The sequence below is a fragment of the Alphaproteobacteria bacterium genome, from assembly GCA_019695395.1.
Lineage (GTDB): Bacteria > Pseudomonadota > Alphaproteobacteria > JAEUKQ01 > JAIBAD01 > JAIBAD01.
This window is the reverse complement of record JAIBAD010000019.1, coordinates 1-21540: the sequence shown is the minus strand read 5'-3', so window position 1 is coordinate 21540 and position 21540 is coordinate 1. Positions and strand designations below refer to the sequence as shown.

Annotated in this window: 18 protein-coding genes and 1 tRNA gene; 17 read left to right on the top strand and 2 right to left on the bottom strand. The window is 33.8% G+C overall.

Going from position 1 to position 21540, the window contains the following annotated elements; all coding sequences use genetic code 11:
• The first annotated feature begins 8 nt into the window (after positions 1-8).
• The 13 genes from K1X44_04775 to K1X44_04715 all read left to right on the top strand — a co-directional run bounded on the left by K1X44_04775 (position 9) and on the right by K1X44_04715 (position 15427).
• Positions 9-959, top strand: coding sequence for a hemolysin family protein (locus K1X44_04775; GenBank protein MBX7146604.1), 951 nt, complete (start codon positions 9-11; stop codon positions 957-959).
• A 2-nt stretch (positions 960-961) separates the two neighbouring features.
• Positions 962-2563, top strand: a complete 1602-nt coding sequence (gene lnt, locus K1X44_04770) for an apolipoprotein N-acyltransferase (GenBank protein ID MBX7146603.1) — start codon at positions 962-964, stop codon at positions 2561-2563.
• A 53-nt stretch (positions 2564-2616) separates the two neighbouring features.
• Positions 2617-3786: a methionine adenosyltransferase gene (gene metK, locus K1X44_04765; GenBank protein MBX7146602.1), complete on the top strand. Its 1170-nt coding sequence runs from the start codon at positions 2617-2619 to the stop codon at positions 3784-3786.
• On the top strand, positions 3783-4502 hold the full coding sequence (gene trmB / locus K1X44_04760; GenBank protein ID MBX7146601.1) for a tRNA (guanosine(46)-N7)-methyltransferase TrmB: 720 nt from the start codon (positions 3783-3785) through the stop codon (positions 4500-4502). Before metK ends, trmB begins: the two co-directional genes overlap by 4 nt.
• Before the next feature lie 115 nt (positions 4503-4617).
• A complete protein-coding gene (locus K1X44_04755; GenBank protein ID MBX7146600.1) occupies positions 4618-5127 on the top strand; it encodes a ribosome maturation factor RimP in 510 nt (169 codons plus the stop codon).
• Positions 5124-6689 (top strand): transcription termination factor NusA, encoded by a 1566-nt coding sequence (nusA, locus tag K1X44_04750; protein ID MBX7146599.1) that lies wholly within the window; start codon positions 5124-5126, stop codon positions 6687-6689. Before K1X44_04755 ends, nusA begins: the two co-directional genes overlap by 4 nt.
• 120 nt (positions 6690-6809) lie before the next feature.
• Complete coding sequence (gene infB / locus K1X44_04745) at positions 6810-9371, top strand: translation initiation factor IF-2 (GenBank protein MBX7146598.1); 2562 nt, start codon at positions 6810-6812, stop codon at positions 9369-9371.
• Position 9372: 1 nt separating this feature from the next.
• The gene (gene rbfA, locus K1X44_04740; protein MBX7146597.1) at positions 9373-9795 is read left to right on the top strand and encodes a 30S ribosome-binding factor RbfA; all 423 of its coding nucleotides are present in this window, start codon (positions 9373-9375) and stop codon (positions 9793-9795) included.
• Between the two features lie 11 nt (positions 9796-9806).
• Positions 9807-10727: a tRNA pseudouridine(55) synthase TruB gene (truB, locus tag K1X44_04735; GenBank protein ID MBX7146596.1), complete on the top strand. Its 921-nt coding sequence runs from the start codon at positions 9807-9809 to the stop codon at positions 10725-10727.
• A gap of 21 nt (positions 10728-10748) precedes the next feature.
• The gene (rpsO, locus tag K1X44_04730) at positions 10749-11018 is read left to right on the top strand and encodes a 30S ribosomal protein S15 (protein MBX7146595.1); all 270 of its coding nucleotides are present in this window, start codon (positions 10749-10751) and stop codon (positions 11016-11018) included.
• Between the two features lie 95 nt (positions 11019-11113).
• Positions 11114-13228: a polyribonucleotide nucleotidyltransferase gene (pnp, locus tag K1X44_04725; GenBank protein ID MBX7146594.1), complete on the top strand. Its 2115-nt coding sequence runs from the start codon at positions 11114-11116 to the stop codon at positions 13226-13228.
• 6 nt (positions 13229-13234) lie between these two features.
• Positions 13235-13963: a glycerophosphodiester phosphodiesterase gene (locus K1X44_04720; GenBank protein ID MBX7146593.1), complete on the top strand. Its 729-nt coding sequence runs from the start codon at positions 13235-13237 to the stop codon at positions 13961-13963.
• 63 nt (positions 13964-14026) lie between these two features.
• Positions 14027-15427 carry a nitronate monooxygenase gene (locus K1X44_04715; protein MBX7146592.1) on the top strand — a complete coding sequence of 467 codons (1401 nt, stop codon included), beginning with the start codon at positions 14027-14029 and terminating at the stop codon, positions 15425-15427.
• A gap of 12 nt (positions 15428-15439) precedes the next feature.
• Here K1X44_04715 and K1X44_04710 read toward each other — a convergent pair whose 3' ends face one another.
• On the bottom strand, positions 15440-15937 hold the full coding sequence (locus K1X44_04710) for an SH3 domain-containing protein (GenBank protein MBX7146591.1): 498 nt from the start codon (positions 15935-15937) through the stop codon (positions 15440-15442).
• Between the two features lie 86 nt (positions 15938-16023).
• Between K1X44_04710 and htpX the strand changes: the two genes are divergently transcribed.
• From htpX to K1X44_04695, 3 genes are all read left to right on the top strand, one after another.
• On the top strand, positions 16024-16899 hold the full coding sequence (htpX, locus tag K1X44_04705) for a zinc metalloprotease HtpX (protein ID MBX7146590.1): 876 nt from the start codon (positions 16024-16026) through the stop codon (positions 16897-16899).
• A 26-nt stretch (positions 16900-16925) separates the two neighbouring features.
• The gene (mtgA, locus tag K1X44_04700; GenBank protein ID MBX7146589.1) at positions 16926-17600 is read left to right on the top strand and encodes a monofunctional biosynthetic peptidoglycan transglycosylase; all 675 of its coding nucleotides are present in this window, start codon (positions 16926-16928) and stop codon (positions 17598-17600) included.
• 31 nt (positions 17601-17631) lie between these two features.
• A tRNA-Ser gene (locus K1X44_04695) sits at positions 17632-17721 on the top strand.
• Positions 17722-17887: 166 nt separating this feature from the next.
• Here K1X44_04695 and K1X44_04690 read toward each other — a convergent pair.
• On the bottom strand, positions 17888-18628 hold the full coding sequence (locus tag K1X44_04690) for a Crp/Fnr family transcriptional regulator (protein ID MBX7146588.1): 741 nt from the start codon (positions 18626-18628) through the stop codon (positions 17888-17890).
• Positions 18629-18767: 139 nt separating this feature from the next.
• Between K1X44_04690 and K1X44_04685 the strand changes: the two genes are divergently transcribed.
• On the top strand, positions 18768-21425 hold the full coding sequence (locus tag K1X44_04685) for a response regulator (GenBank protein ID MBX7146587.1): 2658 nt from the start codon (positions 18768-18770) through the stop codon (positions 21423-21425).
• Positions 21426-21540: the final 115 nt, after the last annotated feature.

The window sequence follows — 21540 nt, the reverse complement described above, 5'->3', positions numbered from 1 at the left end:
TAATTCAAATGACAACACCTTTATCATCCGATTCCATTAAAACAAATCATTCTCCTGATGATCATAAACCTCCACGTTTATGGAAGTTTGTAAAAAATATTTTTACCAATTTTCACAATGGACCAAAAGAATCAGAAACTATTCGTCACGCAATTGAAGAATTAATTGAAGAAAATCATGTAGACCCAGATGCATCGGCATTCGGGGGTGATGAAAATAGTATGCTTCGAAACATATTGAAGCTTAGAAAGTTGACAGCCTATGATATTATGATCCCTAGAGCGGATATTGTTGGAATACCTGTAGATATAGAATTTGAGGATCTCGTTAAATTTTTTAGCCAAGAAGGTCACTCTCGTATCCCAATTTATAAAGAAAATTTAGATGATATTATTGGTGTTGTGCATATCAGGGATATTCTCCCCTATTTTTCAAGCGATACCAAAATTAATTTGGAAACCATTAAACGTGATGTATTATTTATTGCACCATCAATGCCTGTCTTAGATCTATTGTTGGAAATGCGTCTTAGTCGTATTCATATGGCTTTAGTTGTTGATGAATTTGGTGGGATTGATGGGTTGATAACTATTGAAGATGTGGTTGAAGAAATTGTAGGTGAAATAGAGGATGAGCATGATATACCCCAAGGTCCAAAATTTATTGAAAAACATGATGGAACTATTATAGCGGATGCGCGTGTATTGGTAGAAGATTTTGAAAATTATGCTGGATCAATATTAACCGAAGAAGAACGTCAGCAAGATATTGATACATTAGGGGGGCTAGTTTTTTCTTTGATTGGTAGAATTCCAACCAGAGGAGAGCTTATCACCCATTCTTCAGGTATAGCGTTCGAAATTATTGAAGCAGATCCCAGACGGATCAAAAGATTACGTATAAGTAATGTATCAAGAAAAAGTGAAGAAAAGGTAACTATAGGGGAAAAGAGTAGCTAAGTATGTGGGTAGAATTGGCAATCCATAAATTTTTTCTTTTAATTCAAAAGCAAAATTATTTTTTGCAAAGATTAATGGCGTGTATTGCAGGTGGTATAGCTTCTTTTTCTTTTGCACCTTTTCATTATATTGTTTTATTTATTTTTTCTTGGCCATGTTTAATTTGGCTTTTAGATGGGCAAAAAACAAGGTGGAATTTTTTTTCTATAGGATGGTGGTTTGCTTTTGGTCATGCTCTTGTTGGTAATTATTGGGTTGCTAATTCCTTTATGGTTCAAGGAATTGATATGGGATGGTTGGCACCTATTGCTGTTTTTTGCTTGGCTGGCTGGTTGGCATTGATTTTTGCTCTGTTATTAGCATTTTTTTATAATTTTTGGTCCTTGGGTTTAACTAGGATTTTTTTATTAGCAGAAATCTGGGCTGCTCATGAGTGGGTACGAGGTCATTTGATTACAGGATATCCTTGGAATTTGACAGCTTATATTTGGGGTAATTCTTTACCTATAATGCAGCTTTCATCATGGATAGGAAGCTTTGGATTAAGTTTTATAACTGTTTTATTAATTGGATTAATTGCTTATATACCAGATCGATTAAGAGCTGGATCTCATATCAAAATATTTTCATCTCGATGGTATTCCCCGTGGGTTATTTTAGGTATGGGTCTAATTGTTTTTGTATCATTTTGGATTTATGGTATAGAGAGACTTAAATATACCTATAATGATGTTTTTCCTAATGTTCAATTAAGATTGGTTCAACCCAATACTGCACAAGAACAAAAATTTAAAGCTGACGTTAATGTTCTTAGTAAAGATTATATGGAGCTTAGTTTACAAAATCAAAATTCAAATAATCCTCCAACACATATTATATGGCCAGAAGCAGCAATAGATTCTTTTTTAGACAGATTGCCAGATTTACGGCGAAATCTGGGAACTGTAGTACCTACGGGAGGGGCTTTAATTTTAGGCGCTTTACGTGCTGAGCCTCTTGTAGGCCCAATTCATAAGATGTGGAATAGTATTTATGCTTTAGGCAGTGCAGGTAATATTATTGCTTTTTATGATAAAACTTATCTTGTTCCTTATGGTGAATATGCTCCCATGCGTTCATGGATACCTTTTATTAACAATTTAATGCCAGGTAGTCTTGATTTTTCTTCCGGTCTTGGTCCACAGACTCTTTATTTATCAGGGTTACCCCCTGTAGGTATGCTTGTTTGTTATGAAGTTATTTTTCCTGGCGAAATTATTGATAAAAATAAAAGACCTTCTTGGTTACTTAATGTTACAAATGATGCATGGTTTGGTCAAAGTGTTGGACCCTACCAGCATTTAACAAGTGCAAGATATAGATCTATAGAAGAAGGTTTATCTTTGGTTAGAGTTGCAAATACTGGGGTTTCTGCGGTTATTGATCCTTATGGACGTATTATTCATAGTATGGGTTTATTAAAAAGAGGTGTTTTAGATGTCCCTTTATTAAAACCTTTACCTGAATTAACTTTGTATGCACGATTTGGTAATTGGATTTTTGCTTTTATACTTGTTATTAATTTGTGGATTATATTATTTTTAAAGTCACGTGAAACTAAATGAAAATTTAATAGTAATTTTTTAAATTTAAATGTGTAATCTTTTAAGGAGGTTTTGTGATTAAGGGCGATTATCTTTTTACAAGCGAATCTGTTTCGGAAGGGCATCCAGATAAGGTATGTGACCGTATTTCTGATAGTATTGTTGATATATATTTAAAAAATGATCCGGAAGCACGTGTAGCTGTCGAAACTTTAGCAACAACAAATAGGGTGGTTCTTGCAGGTGAAGTGCGTGGTCCTAATTCTCTGAACTCTGATATTATGGAACAAGCAGTACGTGATGCTGTAAAATTTATTGGTTATGAGCAGGAAGGGTTTCATTGGAAAAATTTAAAAATTGATACTTATATTCATGCTCAATCCCCAGATATTGCTCGTGGTGTGGATGGGACACATGATAAAGATGAAGGTGCTGGTGACCAAGGTATTATGTTTGGGTATGCGTGTAATGAAACAAAGCATTGTATGCCCGCTGCTATTTATTATGCGCATGCTATTTTGCGTTCCTTATCTGATGCACGCCATCAAGGGTTGATCAAAGGATTTGGCCCTGATGCAAAAAGCCAAATAACATTGGTTTATAGAAATGGTAAACCCGTTAAAGCTTCTTCTATTGTAGTTTCTACGCAACATGATTTAAACATCCATCAAGATGATATTCGTGATATTGTTCGCGGGCATGTTCTCAAGGTGCTTCCTGAAGGATGGATGTGTCCTGAAGATGAATTTTATGTAAATCCAACAGGTCGTTTTGTTATTGGTGGCCCAGATGGCGATGCGGGTTTAACAGGACGTAAGATTATTGTCGATACGTATGGTGGTGCTGCTCCACATGGTGGTGGTGCTTTTTCTGGGAAAGACCCCACTAAGGTTGATCGTTCAGCTGCATATGCAGCACGTTATCTTGCTAAAAATATTGTTGCAGCTGGTTTGGCTGAACGCTGTACGATACAACTTGCTTATGCCATAGGTATTGCGAAACCTCTTGCTCTTTATGTTAATACACATGCAACAGGGTTAGTTGATGAAACCAAACTTTCTTCATCATTGCAAGATATAATGGATTTAACCCCCCGTGGCATTAGACTACATTTAAAATTAAATCGTCCTATTTATGCAAGAACATCGTCCTATGGACATTTTGGACGTGAACCAGAAGTAGATGGTGGTTTTTCTTGGGAAAAATTAGATTTAGTTGATAGTTTAAAAGCTTTAATTAAGTGATGATATCTTCCTATTTTGAAGGAATGCCATTTCATGTGCCGCTTAAAACTTATGGGCGACGCAAAGCTCGTCAATTAAGTATTAATAAACAACAATTACTTGAAAAACATCTGGTAAATTTAACTTTGGATATATCACAATTTAAAGGAAAAATAGATCCTTCAAGGTTATTTTCTTTTTTACCAGAAAAAGTTTTTTTAGAAATTGGTTTTGGAAGTGGAGAGCATTTGATTCATCAAGCTCTTCAAAATCCTAAGATTGGTCTTTTAGGGGCAGAAGTATTTATTAATGGAATTGCTTCACTTGTTAAAAAAATAGTTTCATATAATTTAAATAATATATATATTTATCCTGATGATGTAAGAAAAATCTTTTCTTATTTTATGCCTCATATGATTGATCGTATCTATGTTTTTTTTCCAGATCCATGGCCGAAAACACGTCATCATTCCAGACGTTTTTTAACAATAGAAAATCTTAATCATTTATCTTATCTTATGAAAAATAACGCAGAATTACATTTAGCAAGTGATAATATCTCTTATATAAATTGGGTATATCAGCAAATAAATAAACATAATAATTTTTCTATGCTAAATGAAACAGTTATTACAGGATTGAATTCCGATTCTTTGTTTAAAACTAGGTATGCAACAAAAGCTTTGGAAAAAGGGGAAATTATTAAATATTTAATTGTTCGCCATCAAATTGATTAATTAAAATCTTGATTTTTGAATATATCTAAAATATAATAATACATAATTAAATGGCGTGTATGTGAAGGTAGGCAAGAGCCTGCCTTTTTTATTAGATGAATGAAATATCAAATAAATGCAGTTAGAAAAAATTAATGATTTGATTAAACCATCGATCGAAGCTTTGGGTTACAGCTTGGTACGAACAAAATTTCAAGGAAATCATCGCCCTACTTTACAGATTATGATAGAGAGGCAAGATGATCAACCTATATCCGTGGAAGATTGCACATCTATAAGTTATGCACTTTCTGCTTTATTGGATGTTCATAATCCAATTAATGAACAATATACTTTGGAGATAAGCTCACCTGGTATTAATCGTCCCTTAGTTTATTTAAATGATTTTAAAAAGTTTGCAGGGTTACCTATTCAAATTGAAACAAAATTACCAGTTGATGGAAAAAAGCGATTCCAAGGAAGATTAATAGGAATAAAAGATGAGATAATTCTCTTAGAAATAGATCAGGAGGTAAAAGAGTTATCTTTTAGTAATATTAACAAAAGTCATCTTGTCCTTTTATCTGATCATCCATCTTTACTACCAAAACTAAAAAACAGAAAAAATAGGCGAAAGAAATTATGAAATCACTTAAAAAAAATCAAACTGTTGAGAATAAAACAACAATAACTGTCCCTCGTTATGAACTTTTACAAGTTGCTGATGCAGTGAGTAGAGAAAAAAATATAGATCGTAATGAAGTATTAAATGCTATGGAGCAAGCGATTCAAAAAGCTGGACGTTCAAAATATGGTATAGACCATGATATACGTGCCCATATTGATCGCAAGACAGGTGAAATTTTATTAAAAAGATATCGTCATGTGGTAGATCAAGTAACTAATGAAGCTACTGAAATTTCATTGGATCAAGCAAAGTATCGCCAATCTGATATTAAGATAGATGATTTTATTGTGGATGATTTACCCCCAATTGATTTTGGTCGTATTGCTGCACAAACTGCAAAACAAGTTATTGTTCAAAAGGTTCGTGAAGCAGAGCGTCAAAAACAATATGAAGAATACAAAGATCGTAAAGGTGAGATTGTAAGTGGTCTGGTTAAACGCGTTGAATTTGGAAATTTAACTATTGATATAGGTCGGGCTGAAGCCGTACTTAAAAAAGAAGAAATATTACCACGTGAAAGCTTTAGAATTGGCGATAGAATACGTGCTCTTATTTTGGATATTCGTGATGAGACAAGAGGGGCACAAATTTTTCTTTCTCGTACCCATCCAGATTTTATGGCTAAGCTTTTTAGTCAAGAGGTACCAGAAATTTATGATAATATTATTGAAATTAAATCAGTTGCTAGAGATCCTGGAAGCAGGGCAAAAATAGCTGTTATTTCACATGATCAAAGTATTGACCCTGTTGGTGCTTGTGTAGGTATGCGAGGCAGTAGAGTTCAAGCTGTTGTTAATGAGCTTCAAGGAGAAAAAGTTGATATTATTCCTTGGTCCGCGGATCCTGCTACTTTTGTGGTGAATGCATTGGCACCTGCCGAAGTTTCAAAAGTAGTTCTTGATGAAGAAGCAAAAAGGATTGAAATTATTGTACCTGATGACCAACTTAGTTTAGCTATTGGTCGACGTGGTCAAAATGTACGTTTGGCTTCAATATTAACAAGTTGGGATATAGATATTTTAACAGAAGCTGAAGAGTCCGAGCGTCGTTCGCAAGAATTTAATACAAGATCGAAAATGTTTATTGAAACATTGGATGTTGATGAAGTTATTGCACATCTTTTAGTAACAGAAGGTTTTGCGTCAGTTGAAGAAGTTGCCCTTTCTTCTCTTGATGAATTAACGGCAATTGAAGGATTTGATGAAAATCTGGCCCAAGAATTACAAAATCGTGCTAAAACTTATATTGAACAACAAGAACAAAAAAGAGAAAATCTTTATCATACATTGGGGGTAAGCGATGATTTAAAGAATTGTTCTGAATTAACCTCTGATATGATTATTACATTGGCGGAAAATGGAATTAAAACTTTGGATAATTTAGCAGATTTATCAGCTGATGAACTAATAAACTCTGAAGATGGTATTCTTCGAAATTATGATTTAAAACCAGAACAAGCAAATAATATTATTATGGTGGCTCGAGCTCCATGGTATACAGATGATAAAAAGGATGAGTAAAAAATATTTAAGATAATATGCACAATGTGATTTAAAAATATTATATAATTAAAATTTTATATATAATATTTTAGCTTTTTCTAACTGTATAATAAACCTAATTAAATTTAGAAAGTTCCTATGACTGAAAATCAGGAAAAGAAAAGTAAAAAAACCTTAGGATTGCCTCAGACGGGGAAATTAGAACTTAAGAAAAATGTAGAAACGGCCCAGGTACGACAAAGTTTTTCTCATGGACGAAGTAAGGCTGTTGCTGTTGAAGTTAAACGTAAGAGAGTGAGAACAGATGCCAAAAGTCAGGCAGAATCATCTACGGCTTCTCCGCAAAAAAACCAACCTGTGCAAGATGTTTCTCTTAATATTGATGAATTATCAAGTACCCTTACAGCGGGTGAACGTGCCAAAAGATTAAAAGTGCTTGAAAAAGCTAAACGAGAAGAAGATCACAAAAAAGAAGTTATTTTAACAGATGAAACTAAAGAAACTATTCCTAACAAATCTTTCTCTCAAAATATAATATTTGGAGAGAAAGAAGTAGAACCTGTTGGGTTAGAAGAAAAAAATAAGCCAATAGATTCTGAAGCTTTATTTGATAAAAATAAAACTCCAAATAAAAACATAGTAGAAAATCTTGTTAAAAAAACTAAAGGAAAAATTATTGAAGACGACGAAGATGATGAGGACAGTGAAAGGGATAAATCTAAATTAGCTTTAAAACGTACTGGTGCAGGCGCTAAACTTGGATTAAAACTAGATTCTACTAAACGTATGGAACCACGTCGTCGATCTTCGAAATTGACGATTGTTCAAGCTTTAGGTGATACATCGGAAGAGCGTACCCGTAGTTTAGCATCAGTTAGACGTGCTCGAGAAAAAGAAAAGATGAAATTGCAGTCTAAAGATCATGTTGAAACTGCAAAAGTAATTAGAGAAGTCATTATTCCTGAAACAATTACTGTGCAAGATTTGGCAAACCGCATGGCAGAACGTGGTGTAGAAGTTATTAAATCTCTCATGAAAATGGGTATTATGGCTACTATTAACCAAGTTATTGATGCAGATACTGCAGAACTTATTGCTGTTGAATTTGGGCATAAAGTAAAACGTATTTCTGGTTCTGATATTGAAGCAGATTTAGTTTTTGTTGAAGAAGATCAAAGTAAGCTACAGCCACGTCCCCCTGTTGTAACTGTTATGGGGCACGTTGATCACGGTAAAACTTCTTTGCTTGATGCATTACGTCAAACAGATGTTGTTGCAAGTGAAGCAGGTGGTATTACCCAACATATTGGAGCTTATCAAATTACTATACCTTCAGGGCAAAAAATTACATTTATTGATACGCCTGGTCATGAAGCTTTTTCTGAAATGCGCGCAAGAGGTGCTAATGTTACAGATATTGTAATTTTAGTGGTGGCAGCTGATGATGGTATTAAAGAGCAAACGGTTGAAGCTATCCATCATGCAAAAGCAGCAAAAGTTCCTATTATTGTTGCGATTAATAAAATAGATAAACCAGGTGCTGATCCTATGCGTGTTCGTCAAGAACTTCTCCAACATGAATTGGTTGTTGAAGAATTAGGGGGAGATATCTTAACTGTTGAAGTATCTGCCAAAAAACGTTTGGGTTTAGAGAAATTAGAGGAAGCGATTTTATTACAAGCAGAAATTTTAGAATTGCGGGCTAATCCAGATAGAGTTGCTTCAGGTATTGTTGTTGAAGCTAAACTGGAACGAGGACGTGGTGCTGTGGCAACTTTATTAGTGCAGCAAGGAACGATAAAAGTTGGCCAAGCTATTGTTGCGGGTCAAGAATGGGGCAGGGTTAGAACTTTAATAGGGAATCGTGGTAAATCAGTAGATGAAGCAGGTCCATCTGCACCTGTTGAAATATCAGGTCTCCAAGGTGCACCTATGGCTGGTAATAATTTTATTGTAGTAGAAAATGAAACAAAAGCTCGTGAAATTGCAGAATACAGACAACGTAAAGAAAGAGAAAAACAAATGGCCTTAAGTGCACGAGGTAGTTTGGATCAAATCTTTTCACAAATTGCGGTTGGGCGTGCTAAAGAACTTGTTCTTGTTATTAAGACAGATGTTCAAGGATCTTTAGAAGCTATCGTGGGAAGTCTTAATAAGCTTTCAACCGAAGAGGTAACCACCAAAGTTTTATATTCAGCAGTTGGTGGTATTAATGAATCAGATGTAACGTTAGCTCGTGCATCTCAAGCTATGATTATTGGGTTTAATGTTCGTGCTAATCCTCAAGCTCGAGATTTGGCGCGTCGTGAGAATATAGATATTCGTTATTATTCTATAATTTATGATGTAGTAAATGATATTAAAAATATGTTAAGCGGACTGTTATCACCTATTGCGAAGGAAAGATTTCTTGGATATGCCGAAATACGCAATGTATTTTCTATTTCCAAAGTCGGTAAAATTGCTGGATGTTTTGTGACAGAAGGTGTTGTTAAACGCGGAGCTAAGGTACGTTTATTAAGAGATCATGTGGTAATCCATGAAGGATCATTGAAAACTTTAAAGCGTTTTAAAGATGAGGTTCGCGAAGTAAAAGAAGGGTACGAATGTGGTATGGCTTTTGAAAATTATCAAGATATTGCTGTTGGGGATGTTATTGAATGTTTTGATATAGAAGAAATAGCTCGCGTTCTAAATTAAGATGGAAAAATTACAAAAAAAATCTGGATTGTCCCAACGGCAATTAAAAGTTGGAGAATTATTAAGGCATGCTCTTAGTCATATTGTTATGCATTCTAAACCTAAAGATCCAGATTTACTTGAGGTTAATGTAACGATTATGGAAGTAAGAGTAACGCCCGATTTAAAATTGGCAACAGTTTATGTTATGCCTTTTGTCTATAAAAACTCCCCTGAACTTTTAATTGATGCCTTAAATAGGGCTGCTCCTTATTATCGTCGTCAAATTTCAGCTGAGGTTAAATTACGTTTTATTCCTGTGTTGCGGTTTGTGTTAGATCAATCTTTAGAATATGCCAAACATATTGATATGCTACTTAAAAAATCTTTAACAAAACAATCTACACATAAGGATCCGGATGAAAATGATCCTAAAATTTTTTAAAGGTTATTTTATTGGGTGATCAATCTTTGCATGGATGGGTTATAATTGATAAACCCCAAGGGTTTAGTTCTTTTCAAGTTGTTTCCGTACTTAAAAAAATACTAAATATTAAAAAGGTTGGTCATGCCGGAACTTTGGATCCTATGGCAACTGGGGTGTTACCAATTGCCTTAGGCGAGGCAACAAAAGTTATGTCTTATGTTATGGATACCAAAAAAACCTATATATTTACTGTGGATTTTGGTGTTCAGACCAATACGGATGATCAAGAAGGACAAATTATTAAAACAAGCACCTATTATCCGACTGAACAAGAAATTAAAGCTATTGTACCTAAATTTATAGGGAACATAGATCAAGTTCCTCCTATTTTTTCTGCTCTTAAAATAAATGGGCAACGAAGTTATAAATTAGCGAGAGCGGGTCACAATATTGCTTTAAAATCTAGAAATGTTTTTATACATGAATTAAATTTTTTAAGAAAACCCAGTATAAATCAAGCAGTTTTTGAAGTTAAGTGTAATAAAGGTCTTTATGTAAGAAGTTTAGGACGTGATTTAGCCTATAACCTTAATACAGTTGGGCATATATCTTCGTTACAAAGAACAAGAGTTGGCCCATTTTCTTTAGTTCAAGCTTATTCATTAGACTATTTAAGACAAATTTATGATGATAAATTACTTGATCAATCTGTAAAATTATCTTATATCTTCGATGCAGAACATCCGCTGGACGACATCCCGGCCGTTCATTGCACAGATGCTGAGGCTGTTAAATTACGCTATGGTCAATCAATAACTTTGGCAGAACAATTTATTTGCTCACCTGGGTTACAAAACAACCATATGATTGCATTTCATAATCGTAAATTATTGGCTTTGGGATATGAAAATAAGGGGTTGTTCAAACCTCAACGAATTTTAAATTTATAGTTATTAAGAAAGGATAAAATGATGTCGATTACAGCTGAACGTAAACAAGTCGTAATCAAGGAATTTGGTAAAAAAACTGGAGATACTGGCTCTACGGAAGTACAAATAGCTATTTTAACTGAGCGGATTAACAATCTCACAGAACATCTTAAAGGGCATAAAAAAGATTTTCATTCACGCCGGGGACTTTTGGTTATGGTTGGTCAGCGCCGACGTTTGCTCGACTATTTACGTCGGAAAAATTTATCGAGTTATCAAGAAATTCTCCAAAAATTAGAATTAAGACGTTGATGTAAAATATTTTGTTCCTGGAATTTGTGTAAAAGCAACCGAAGGACAAGCGAATTGAGTAAATTATAGAAATAAGTAGGAAGGTTGTTTTATACATGTTTAAAACATATCGTAGAGAAATAGATTGGGGTGGTCGTAAACTTGTTCTGGAAACGGGTAAAATTGCCCGACAGGCGGATGGTGCTGTTTTAGTTACTTATGGGGAAACTCAAGTTCTATGTACAGTTTCTGCAGCAAGAAATGTTAATCCTGAACAAGATTTTTTTCCTTTAACGGTACACTATCAAGAAAAAACTTTTGCTGTTGGGAAAATTCCAGGTGGATTCTTTAAAAGAGAAGGCCGTCCTTCAGAGCGTGAGGTTTTAGTTTCACGTTTAATTGATCGTCCTATTCGCCCTCTTTTTATGCCAGCTTTTCGTAATGAAACCCAAGTTATTTGTACTGTATTAAGTCATGATTTGAAAAATGAATCTGATATCCCCTCAATTATTGGTGCTTCAGCAGCATTAACTTTATCAGGTATTCCTTTTTTGGGTCCTATTGGTGCAGCTAAAATAGGATATAAAGATGGGCAATATATTTTAAATCCAACCATAGATCAGGAAGAATCTATGACTTTGGATTTAGTTGTGGCTGGTACACAAGAAGGTGTCCTTATGGTTGAATCCGAGGCCCATGAATTGTCTGAAGAAATTATGCTCGGTGCTGTTTTATTTGGTCACAAAAAATTTCAGGAAGTTATTAATCTAATTATAGATTTGGCTGAAGAATGTGCTAAAGAACCATGGACTTTACCTGAAGAACCGGCATCGATACAAATCGTGGCAGAAAAATTTAAGAAAAATTTTGAATCCGAATTATCGCAGGCTTATACAATTATTGCAAAATCGGAACGTTATGCAGCAATTGATGGGATACGCAAAAAAGCTTTAGAACTTGTATCTGAAAATCCAGAAGAACTTTTGGTTGCGGCTTCAGTTTTTAAGGAACTTGAAAGTACTATTGTTCGACATAATATTTTAGCAACCAATAAACGTATTGATGGGCGTGATACTAAAACAGTTCGTGCTATAGAATCCGAAGTTGGCATTTTACCAAGGGCTCATGGATCAGCTCTTTTTACACGGGGTGAAACACAAGCTCTTGTGGTTGCAACGTTGGGAACTGGCGAAGATGAGCAAATTATTGATGCTCTTGAAGGTGAATATCGCGAATCGTTTATGTTGCATTATAATTTTCCTCCCTATTCTGTTAATGAAGTTGGAAGATTAGGTTCTCCTGGTCGAAGGGAAATAGGCCATGGTAAATTGGCATGGCGTGCTATTCATCCTTTATTGCCTACTAAAGATAATTTTCCTTATACAATTCGTGTTGTTTCAGAAATAACAGAATCAAATGGTTCTTCATCAATGGCTACAGTTTGTGGGGCATCTCTTGCATTAATGGATGCGGGTGTACCTTTACCCCGCCCTATTGCAGGAATTGCAATGGGATTAATTAAAGAAGGAGATAAATTTTCTGTACTTTCTGACATATTAGGTGATGAAGATCATTTAGGTGATATGGATTTTAAGGTTGCAGGGACAAGTCAGGGTATTACTTCTTTGCAAATGGATATTAAAATTACGTCTATAACACCTGAAATTATGAAAATAGCTTTGGAACAAGCTCATCAGGGACGACTTAATATTTTGAATGAAATGTCAAAAGCATTAAAAAACTCAAGAGAAAAAGTAAGCCAAAATGCCCCACGCATTCATATTATGACGATTCCTAAAGATAAAATTAGAGAGGTTATTGGTACCGGAGGTAAAGTTATTAGAGAGATTTGTGAATCGACAGGTGTCAAAATAGATATTGATGATAGTGGGACAGTTAAAGTTGCAGCATCAACAGGACAGGCTTTAGATACAGCATTAGAATGGATTAAAGGTATTGTCGCAGAACCAGAAGTTGGAAACATTTATACAGGTAAAGTTGTGAAGATTATGGATTTTGGTGCTTTTGTTAATTTTATGGGAAGCCGTGATGGGTTAGTTCATATTAGTGAACTAGCTTCTCAAAGAGTTCGCCAAACAGCCGATGTTGTATCTGTCGGGGACGTTGTGAAAGTAAAAGTTTTGGGTGTTGATGACCGGGGTAAAATTAAACTTAGTATGAAAGCTGTCGATCAAAATACCGGCCAAGATCTTGCAAAATTAGAAGCATAGTAGAATTTGGATTTTCAATTACCAAAAATTATTGGCCATAGAGGTGCAGCTTTAACTGCACCTGAAAATACGATTGCAGGATTGCAAGAAGCTATTGATCAAAAAGCTACCTGGGTTGAATTTGATGTAAAATTAACCCAAGATAATATACCTATCCTTATGCATGATGATACACTTGAGCGTACTACCAATGGTCAAGGATTTGTTTCAAACACTACTCTTGTCGATGTTCTCAAACTTGATGCAGGTTCTTGGTTTAATATAAAATGGTCCAGAGAAAAAATACCAACTTTTGAAGAAACACTACAATTTTTAATTACTAAAAATATTTTTCCTAATATTGAAATTAAACCTAATCAAGATGAAGATTATCAAACAACTTTAGAAATTATTAAGATTTTAAATATTATGTGGCCTAGAAATAGACCCCTTTTATTATCAAGTTTTTCGTTTCAAAGTTTAGAAGTAGCTAAAGAAACATCCCCCTATTTTCCACGGGGTTATTTAATAGATCGTTATCAAAATGATTGGATGCAAAAAGCTATGGATTTAAGTTGTTACAGTATTCATTGTAATTACAAATATTTAACTAAAAACTGGGCAGATTCTATTAAAAAATTGGGGTACAAACTTGTGGTTTATACCATTAATGTACCAGATGATGCAGAACGTGCGTACCAATTAGGTGTTGATACAATAATTACAGATTGCCCAGGTATTTTTTTAAAAAATTAAAATTCTAAAGGTATTATTTTTTTAAACTTCTTGTTATACTGATAATTTATTTAAGAGAAAAAAGTGAAAACATTAAAACCACTTATTATTGCAGGACAAGAAGTTCTTCCTTTGATTGAAGGAGGAAAAGGTATTTCTGTTTCTAATGGTGAAAGTTCAGGTGCCTGGGCAGATTCTAATGCGATTGGTACTTTTTCTGGCGTAAATGCTGATTCTTATGATGAACAAGGTCAGTTAATACCCCAAATTTATTACGGCAAAACAAGACGTGAAAGACATGATGAACTTGTTACCTTTGCTATACGTGGTGGGGTTCAACAAGCAAAGATTGCTTATGAAACGTCCAATGGGCATGGTCGAATTCACATGAATATTTTATGGGAAATGGCCGCTTCTGAGCACATTTTACATGGGGTTTTAGAAGAAGCTAAAGGGTTGATTCATGGAGTAACATGTGGAGCAGGAATGCCTTATAAAATTGCTGAAATTTGCTCAAAATATGGTGTTTATTATTATCCAATTGTTTCTTCGGCTCGTGCTTTTAGAGCTTTATGGAAGAGGGCTTATCATCGATTTCAAGAATGGTTGGGAGGTGTAGTTTATGAAGATCCATGGCTTGCAGGGGGGCATAATGGATTATCAAATAGCGAAGATCCAAAATCACCCCAACAGCCTTATCCGCGTGTGGTTGAATTAAGACGCGTTATGAAAGAAGAATGTAATCTTCATACAACACCAATTATTATGGCGGGAGGGGTATGGTATTTACGTGAATGGATTGATTGGATTGATAATCCTGATTTGGGTCCTATTGCATTTCAATTTGGAACGAGACCTTTATTAACAGTTGAAAGTCCTATCTCTGATGCTTGGAAAAAAAGACTTTTACATTTAAAAAAAGGTGATGTGCGATTAAATAAGTTTAGTCCAACAGGTTTTTATTCTTCAGCGGTCCATAATTCTTTTCTTCAAGAATTACAGGATCGTGCTAATCGCCAAGTACCTTATAGCAGCACAGAAATTGGGGAACATCAATGGCCTTTTGCTGTAGGGGTAAGAGGACGCTTAGTTTATCTAACAGCTGCAGATAAATTAAGAGCCGATAATTGGGTAGGCCTGGGTTATACAGAAGCTTTACGTACTCCAGATTCGACTCTTATTTTTGTAACACCAGAAAAAGCAAATGAAATATTAAAAGATCAAATTAATTGTATGGGATGTTTAAGCGCGTGTCTCTTTTCAAATTGGTCACAAAATGATTTAGGAACAACAGGAAAAAAGGCAGATCCAAGATCATTCTGTATTCAAAAAACTTTACAAACTATTAGTCATTCTGCGGATATTGATCATCAATTAATGTTTGCAGGTCACAATGCTTATCATTTTTCTGATGATCCATTTTATGCTGGTGGGTTCATTCCAACAGTTAAACAATTGGTTGCACGCCTACAAACAGGAGATTAATTAGGTAAAAATTTAATTATTAAAATCTTCACCGCTGTAGGTACCCCAAAAATTTTCTTGTTTAATCCATCCTTCATAATTTTGTACATTTATTTTACACCATAATTGGTGACATGATAATAATCGTGCAATAACACCTTGTTCAAGTTTGGCAATAGCTGTTGCATCATTATTGGGTTTATTTCTTATAATTTCTTCTTTATTTGTAATGATAACAGTACGTTTATTTTGAAGCATATTCTTTAAAATCCACCCTGTGATACCTTCGCGATCACGTATTTTCCGCCAATTTTCAAATTCTGCAATAATTTCTATAGGAAAATCTTGACGAACATAAACCCATTCAACAGGATAATTAACGCCAGGGCCTGTACGTAAATTGATTTTATCAGAACCAAGAGAAGCAAAACGCGGTAAAGGTAAAGAATCAGTTTGTGCTTGAAGTTTAAAAGAAAAACTTACAAGAGCTATAACTAGAATTACGTAAATAAAATAACGGTAAGTATTCATCAACCTTAATACAAATTGAAAAAATAAAATAATTTCTTATCTATAAGATAAATTTAAGTTTAAAATGTCAAGTAAAGGAGTAAATTTTGAATTATTTTAAAACTACATTTTTAATGGCTCTTTTAACCAGTTTGTTTGTAGGTCTAGGTTTTTTAATTGGTGGACAAGCTGGGATGATTTTAGCTTTTTTAATGGCTTTGGTTATGAATTTTTTAGCTTATTGGCATTCAGATCAGATGGTGCTGAAAATATATAAGGCACAACCTATTGATCAGCATGAATTATCTTGGCTTTATACCATGGTCCAGCAATTGGCAGTTCAAGCAAATTTACCAATACCACAATTATATCTTATACATAATCCGCAACCTAATGCATTTGCAACTGGGCGTAATCCAGTTCATGCTGCTATAGCAGTTACAACAGGCTTGATCCAGGAACTATCCAGAGAAGAAGTTACGGGAGTAATAGCGCATGAAATGGCCCATATAAAAAATCGTGATACATTAACGATGACAATTACAGCAACATTAGCAGGTGCTATTAGTATGCTTGCTAATATGGCGTTCTTTTTTGGTGGTAGAGACAGAAATTCGAATGTTTTTGTGACTTTGCTTGTTGCATTACTAGCTCCTTTAGCAGCTATGTTAGTACAAATGGCTATTAGCAGATCGCGCGAATATGAAGCAGATAGGGTGGGGTCACTTATTTCAGGAGATCCTTTGAAATTAGCATCAGCTTTAAAGAAAATAGATAATTTTTCAAAAAAGACACAAAATGTGATTGTTGATACACATCCAGCTACGGCTCATATGTTCATTATTAACCCTTTAAAGGCACAAAGCTTAAAAACACTTTTTTCCACTCATCCCCATACAGAAGATAGAATTAAAAAATTGATGGATATGGCTAATAGTAATACTACTTTAGCGGCATCTTATTCTAAGGGCCCGTGGGATTAATATAGAAAACATAATAGATGGGTTTCGTGAAGCAAAAGATATATAAGATTCTATTTTTAATAGGATTTGGATTTATAAGCTTATCTTGTATAGCAATAATAGGATACCGTATTATTCCCCCACCAATTACACCTATCATGATCATAAAATGGATGGACGGGAACCGTATCCAAAAACATTGGGTAGATGAAAGACAAATATCACCTTATGTTTTTCAAGCAGTTATTGCCTCGGAAGATAATAATTTTTGTCACCATATAGGATTTGATATTTCTGCCTTAAAACAGGCTTGGGCTCATAACAAAAAAAGTGATACAGTACATGGGGCAAGTACAATTACAATGCAAACAGCAAAAAATCTTTTTCTTTGGCCAGATCGGACTTATATTAGAAAAATTATAGAAGCTTATTTTACGGTAGGGTTAGAATTTTTTTTATCAAAACAAAGAATTATTTTGCTTTATCTTAATATTATTGAATGGGGAAATGGGATTTATGGTATAGAAATGGCAGCGCAAAACTATTTTCATAAATCTGCCCAATATCTTAATTTACACGAAGCATCATGGCTTGCAGCTATTTTGCCTAATCCAATTTATTATGCAAATTTGCCATTTGATTATTTATCAGACAAAATTTACATGATAGAAAAAAGGATAAGTTCATTATTTTCAAATAATCAATTATCATGTTATAAGTAATTAGATAAATTTTTAATTTAATATTTCTTTTGGATGAGTGGCAGAGTGGTTGAATGCACCGCACTCGAAATGCGGCATACTTTTAAAGGTATCGGGAGTTCGAATCTCCCCTCATCCGCCACTAAAGGCATAGTAAAATAATTTGCAACTTATATTATTTTATAGAATTATTTTGATTAATTGGTGAACAAATTATTTCTAAACCCAAGGTACTTGATCAAGCTGTACATACTTTTCAATTATAGATATAGTTGTGATAAAATGTTAGAAATAAAACAGCAATTTATTTAATTTGTATTTTTAGGATAAATATTATCCAATACAATTTCAAAATGATGGTTAACAAGATCATTACATTCGCAAGCCATAGCTTTAAGTTCGTCCAGAGAAAGAATGCATAATTTTCCCCGTGTTGTTTTTAATAAGCCGCGTGATTTAAAATTGCCAATTACTCTTGCTATATAACTGCGTCCTACGCCTAACATACCTGCTAGTTGTTCCTGATTTAATGGAATAATATGATCTCCAGTTCGTTCCAATGCCATACCTAACCATTTAGCAGTACGTTGCTCAATAGTATGGGTTGCATTACAAGCAACAGACTGAAAAATCTGGGAAAGAAGACAATCGGAATAACGTGCAAATAAATGCCTAAGAGTTACCGAGGACATTTTAGCCTCTTCAAGCTTAACCGATTTAATACGTATTAATTTACCTGGGAATTGTACAACGGAGCGACAGTAAGCGGGTAAAGTTCCTTGGCTTACAATGCCACCTACAGCACCTTCTTTACCAATTAATGCAGTTTCTACACCTCGACCATCATCTAAAAGAACCAAATAAGAAACAAGTGTTTGATTGCAAGGAAAATATGTATATTTTACTTCATCGCCCGGTTCATAAAGGATTGTGCCTGCTTTAACTTCTATTTCTTTACAAGCATTAATAATGAGTTTTTTTTCATTTTCCTGTAATAATCTGAGTAAATTGTTGCTTCTTAAATCAAATTTTATAATACTTTCCTTCATGGCACGATCCTGTGTATACTAGTGTACATACATAAAAATATTATTATGTATATTGGTGTACAAATTAAATACTAAAAATATATTCTCCATATAAATTTTTTATAAAATTATCTTAAATTTAGGCTTTTATCCTAATCTGATGTTTATTCCCCGGGACCAATTATCTGAAGATCAACTGAAAGAAGCACTTAATTATTGTGCAGAAGAACCTATCTATATACCAGGATCAATTCAACCTCATGGTATGTTGGTAGCTTTAAATGATAATAATATTATTGAACAAATTAGCGCTAATGCGAAAGATTTTTTTGGGTTAGATGCAAAAGAATGTTTAGGTAAAAATATTGAATCTTTTCTTGATAAAAAAATATTAAATTATTTGAGAAAGGTTTCTAATAACAATGTATTTCAGCCTATTAAATCAATCACTACAATTTTAAACGGGAAATCTTATGATGCTGTTGCACATAAAAGCGATAATTTTTTAGTTATTGAATTTGAACCTCTATTAGATAGTGTACCACAAAAGGAATTTTATTATGATCAATTGCGTAATTATGCAATTGGCATGCATAAAGCAAAAACTTTAGATGAAATTTTTGATCATGTAATTAATTGGGTTTATCACATAACAGGGTTTGATAGGGTCAAACTTTATCGTTTTGACCATGATTGGCATGGTGAAGTTGTAGCAGAAGCACGTAAAGATTATATGCCAAGTTATAAAGGACTTCATTTTCCTGCTTCAGATATCCCTGAACAAGACCGAAAGCTTTATATGCAAAATTATTTGCGGTTTATCGCAAATATACAATATAAACCCATCCCCATTATTTCAGTACCTCATATTGAAAAGAAAATCTTAGATTTAAGCTTTACCATGCTACGAAGTGTATCTCCCATACATATTCAATATTTAGAAAATATAGGAATACAAGCTTCAATGTCTATTTCAATTATTCAAAATGGAAAATTATGGGGGCTTATCGCATGTCATCATAATGAGCCCTTACATGTACCATACCAAGTACGTAATGTTTGTGAAATTATGGGCCATATTTTTTCTGCTCAATTGTCAACAATGGAGGAATTTGCTAAACGTAGGGCCCAAGATAAACGTGATCAGTTGGTTCGACAACTTTCATCAACGCTGGATCAAAATAGTCGTTTGGATTTATTCATGCAGGAATCGCATGTACTTTCTATGGATGCTTTAGAAGCAGATGGGTTAGTTGTTAAAACACACACACATATTTTAAAATATGGTGAAATTCCATCAGATGATATACTGCAAAAGCTGATAGAATGGTTTAAAATTGAAGAGGGGACTATTTTTTATACAAATGATGCTTCTTTAACTTTTAAAGATATAGATATTTTAAATCAGATAGTAGGTGGTATTTTAGCAATTCCTATTAGCAGTAGAAGCCATGATTATATTATTTGGTTTCGCAATGCTATTATCCAAGAAGTATCTTGGGCAGGAAATCGAGAAAAATCTATAGAACAAACGAGTGTGGGGCATAGACTTACTCCTCGAAGTTCATTCAAGTTATGGAAGCAACAAGTAAAACATCGATCAAAAGCTTGGTTAGAAGATGATATACATACAGCCCAAAGTATAGTCAAAATTTTACTTGAAAGCGAAAAATTAACAGCACAGCAAGCCAATCTTGCAAAAACAGAATTTCTAGCAAATATGAGTCATGAAATTCGGACTCCAATTAATGCAATTATTGGACTATCACGTATTCTTTCATCGAGTAAGCCTCTTACCACAGATCAAGAAGAGATGATTAAAGCATTACAAATTAGTGCCAACAGTTTAAATGAACTTATTAATGATATACTTGATCATTCTAAAATTGAAAGTGGAACTTTAGAATTAGAAAAAATACCTTTCAATATAAAAAAATTACTTCAAGAAGTTGCCATTATTGTTTCTGTTAAAGCGTTAGAAAAAAAAATTTCATTCACATTAAATGATACAGGAATACTTCATCAAACTTATCTTGGTGATCCTGTACGTATTCGCCAAATTATTTTAAATTTATGCACAAATGCCATAAAATTTACCGAAAAAGGTGGAGTGGAAGTTACTGTAAATACTTTAATCTCTGCCGAACCACTATGTAAAAAAATACACTGTAGTGTACGAGATACAGGAATTGGTATAGCATCTGAGAAAATCGATATAATTTTTGATAAATTTATTCAAGCCGATAATTCAGTTTCACGTAAATATGGTGGTACAGGGCTGGGTCTTTCTATTACAAAAATGTTAGTTGAAGCCATGGATGGTGAAATAAATGTGGTAAGTGAACCAGGTAAAGGATCAGAATTCACAGTATCTTTTGATTTAGAGATAGCTTCTGAATACATAGAAAATTTTAGTGATGATAGAGAAACACATAATGCTCTTATAAAGCAAAAACCTCATATTCTTTTGGTTGAAGATTATGAAGCTAATATCATAGTTATGTGTCATTATCTAGATTTCTTTGAATGTAGCTATGATGTGGCGCGTAGTGGTAAAGAAGCAATCGAAAAATTTAAAACACAATCTTATACAGCAATTTTAATGGATGTTCAAATACCCAAGCCTGATGGATTTGAAACAACAAAATTAATTAGACAACATGAAACAGTAAACAGATTATCAAAAACACCTATTATTGGTATGACGGCTCATGCATTGTATGGGGATAGAGATCGTTGCCTTAAAGCAGGAATGGATGATTATATTGCAAAACCAATTAATGAAAATGAATTAAAAAGTAAATTAGAATTACTCTAATATTCATAAATATAAAAATTATATAAACATTTAATTAAATTTGTTTTACATCACAAATCACGTTTTTTATAGATAGACCTATTTTTGAAAAAAATTTCTTCTATTCTATCAAAAT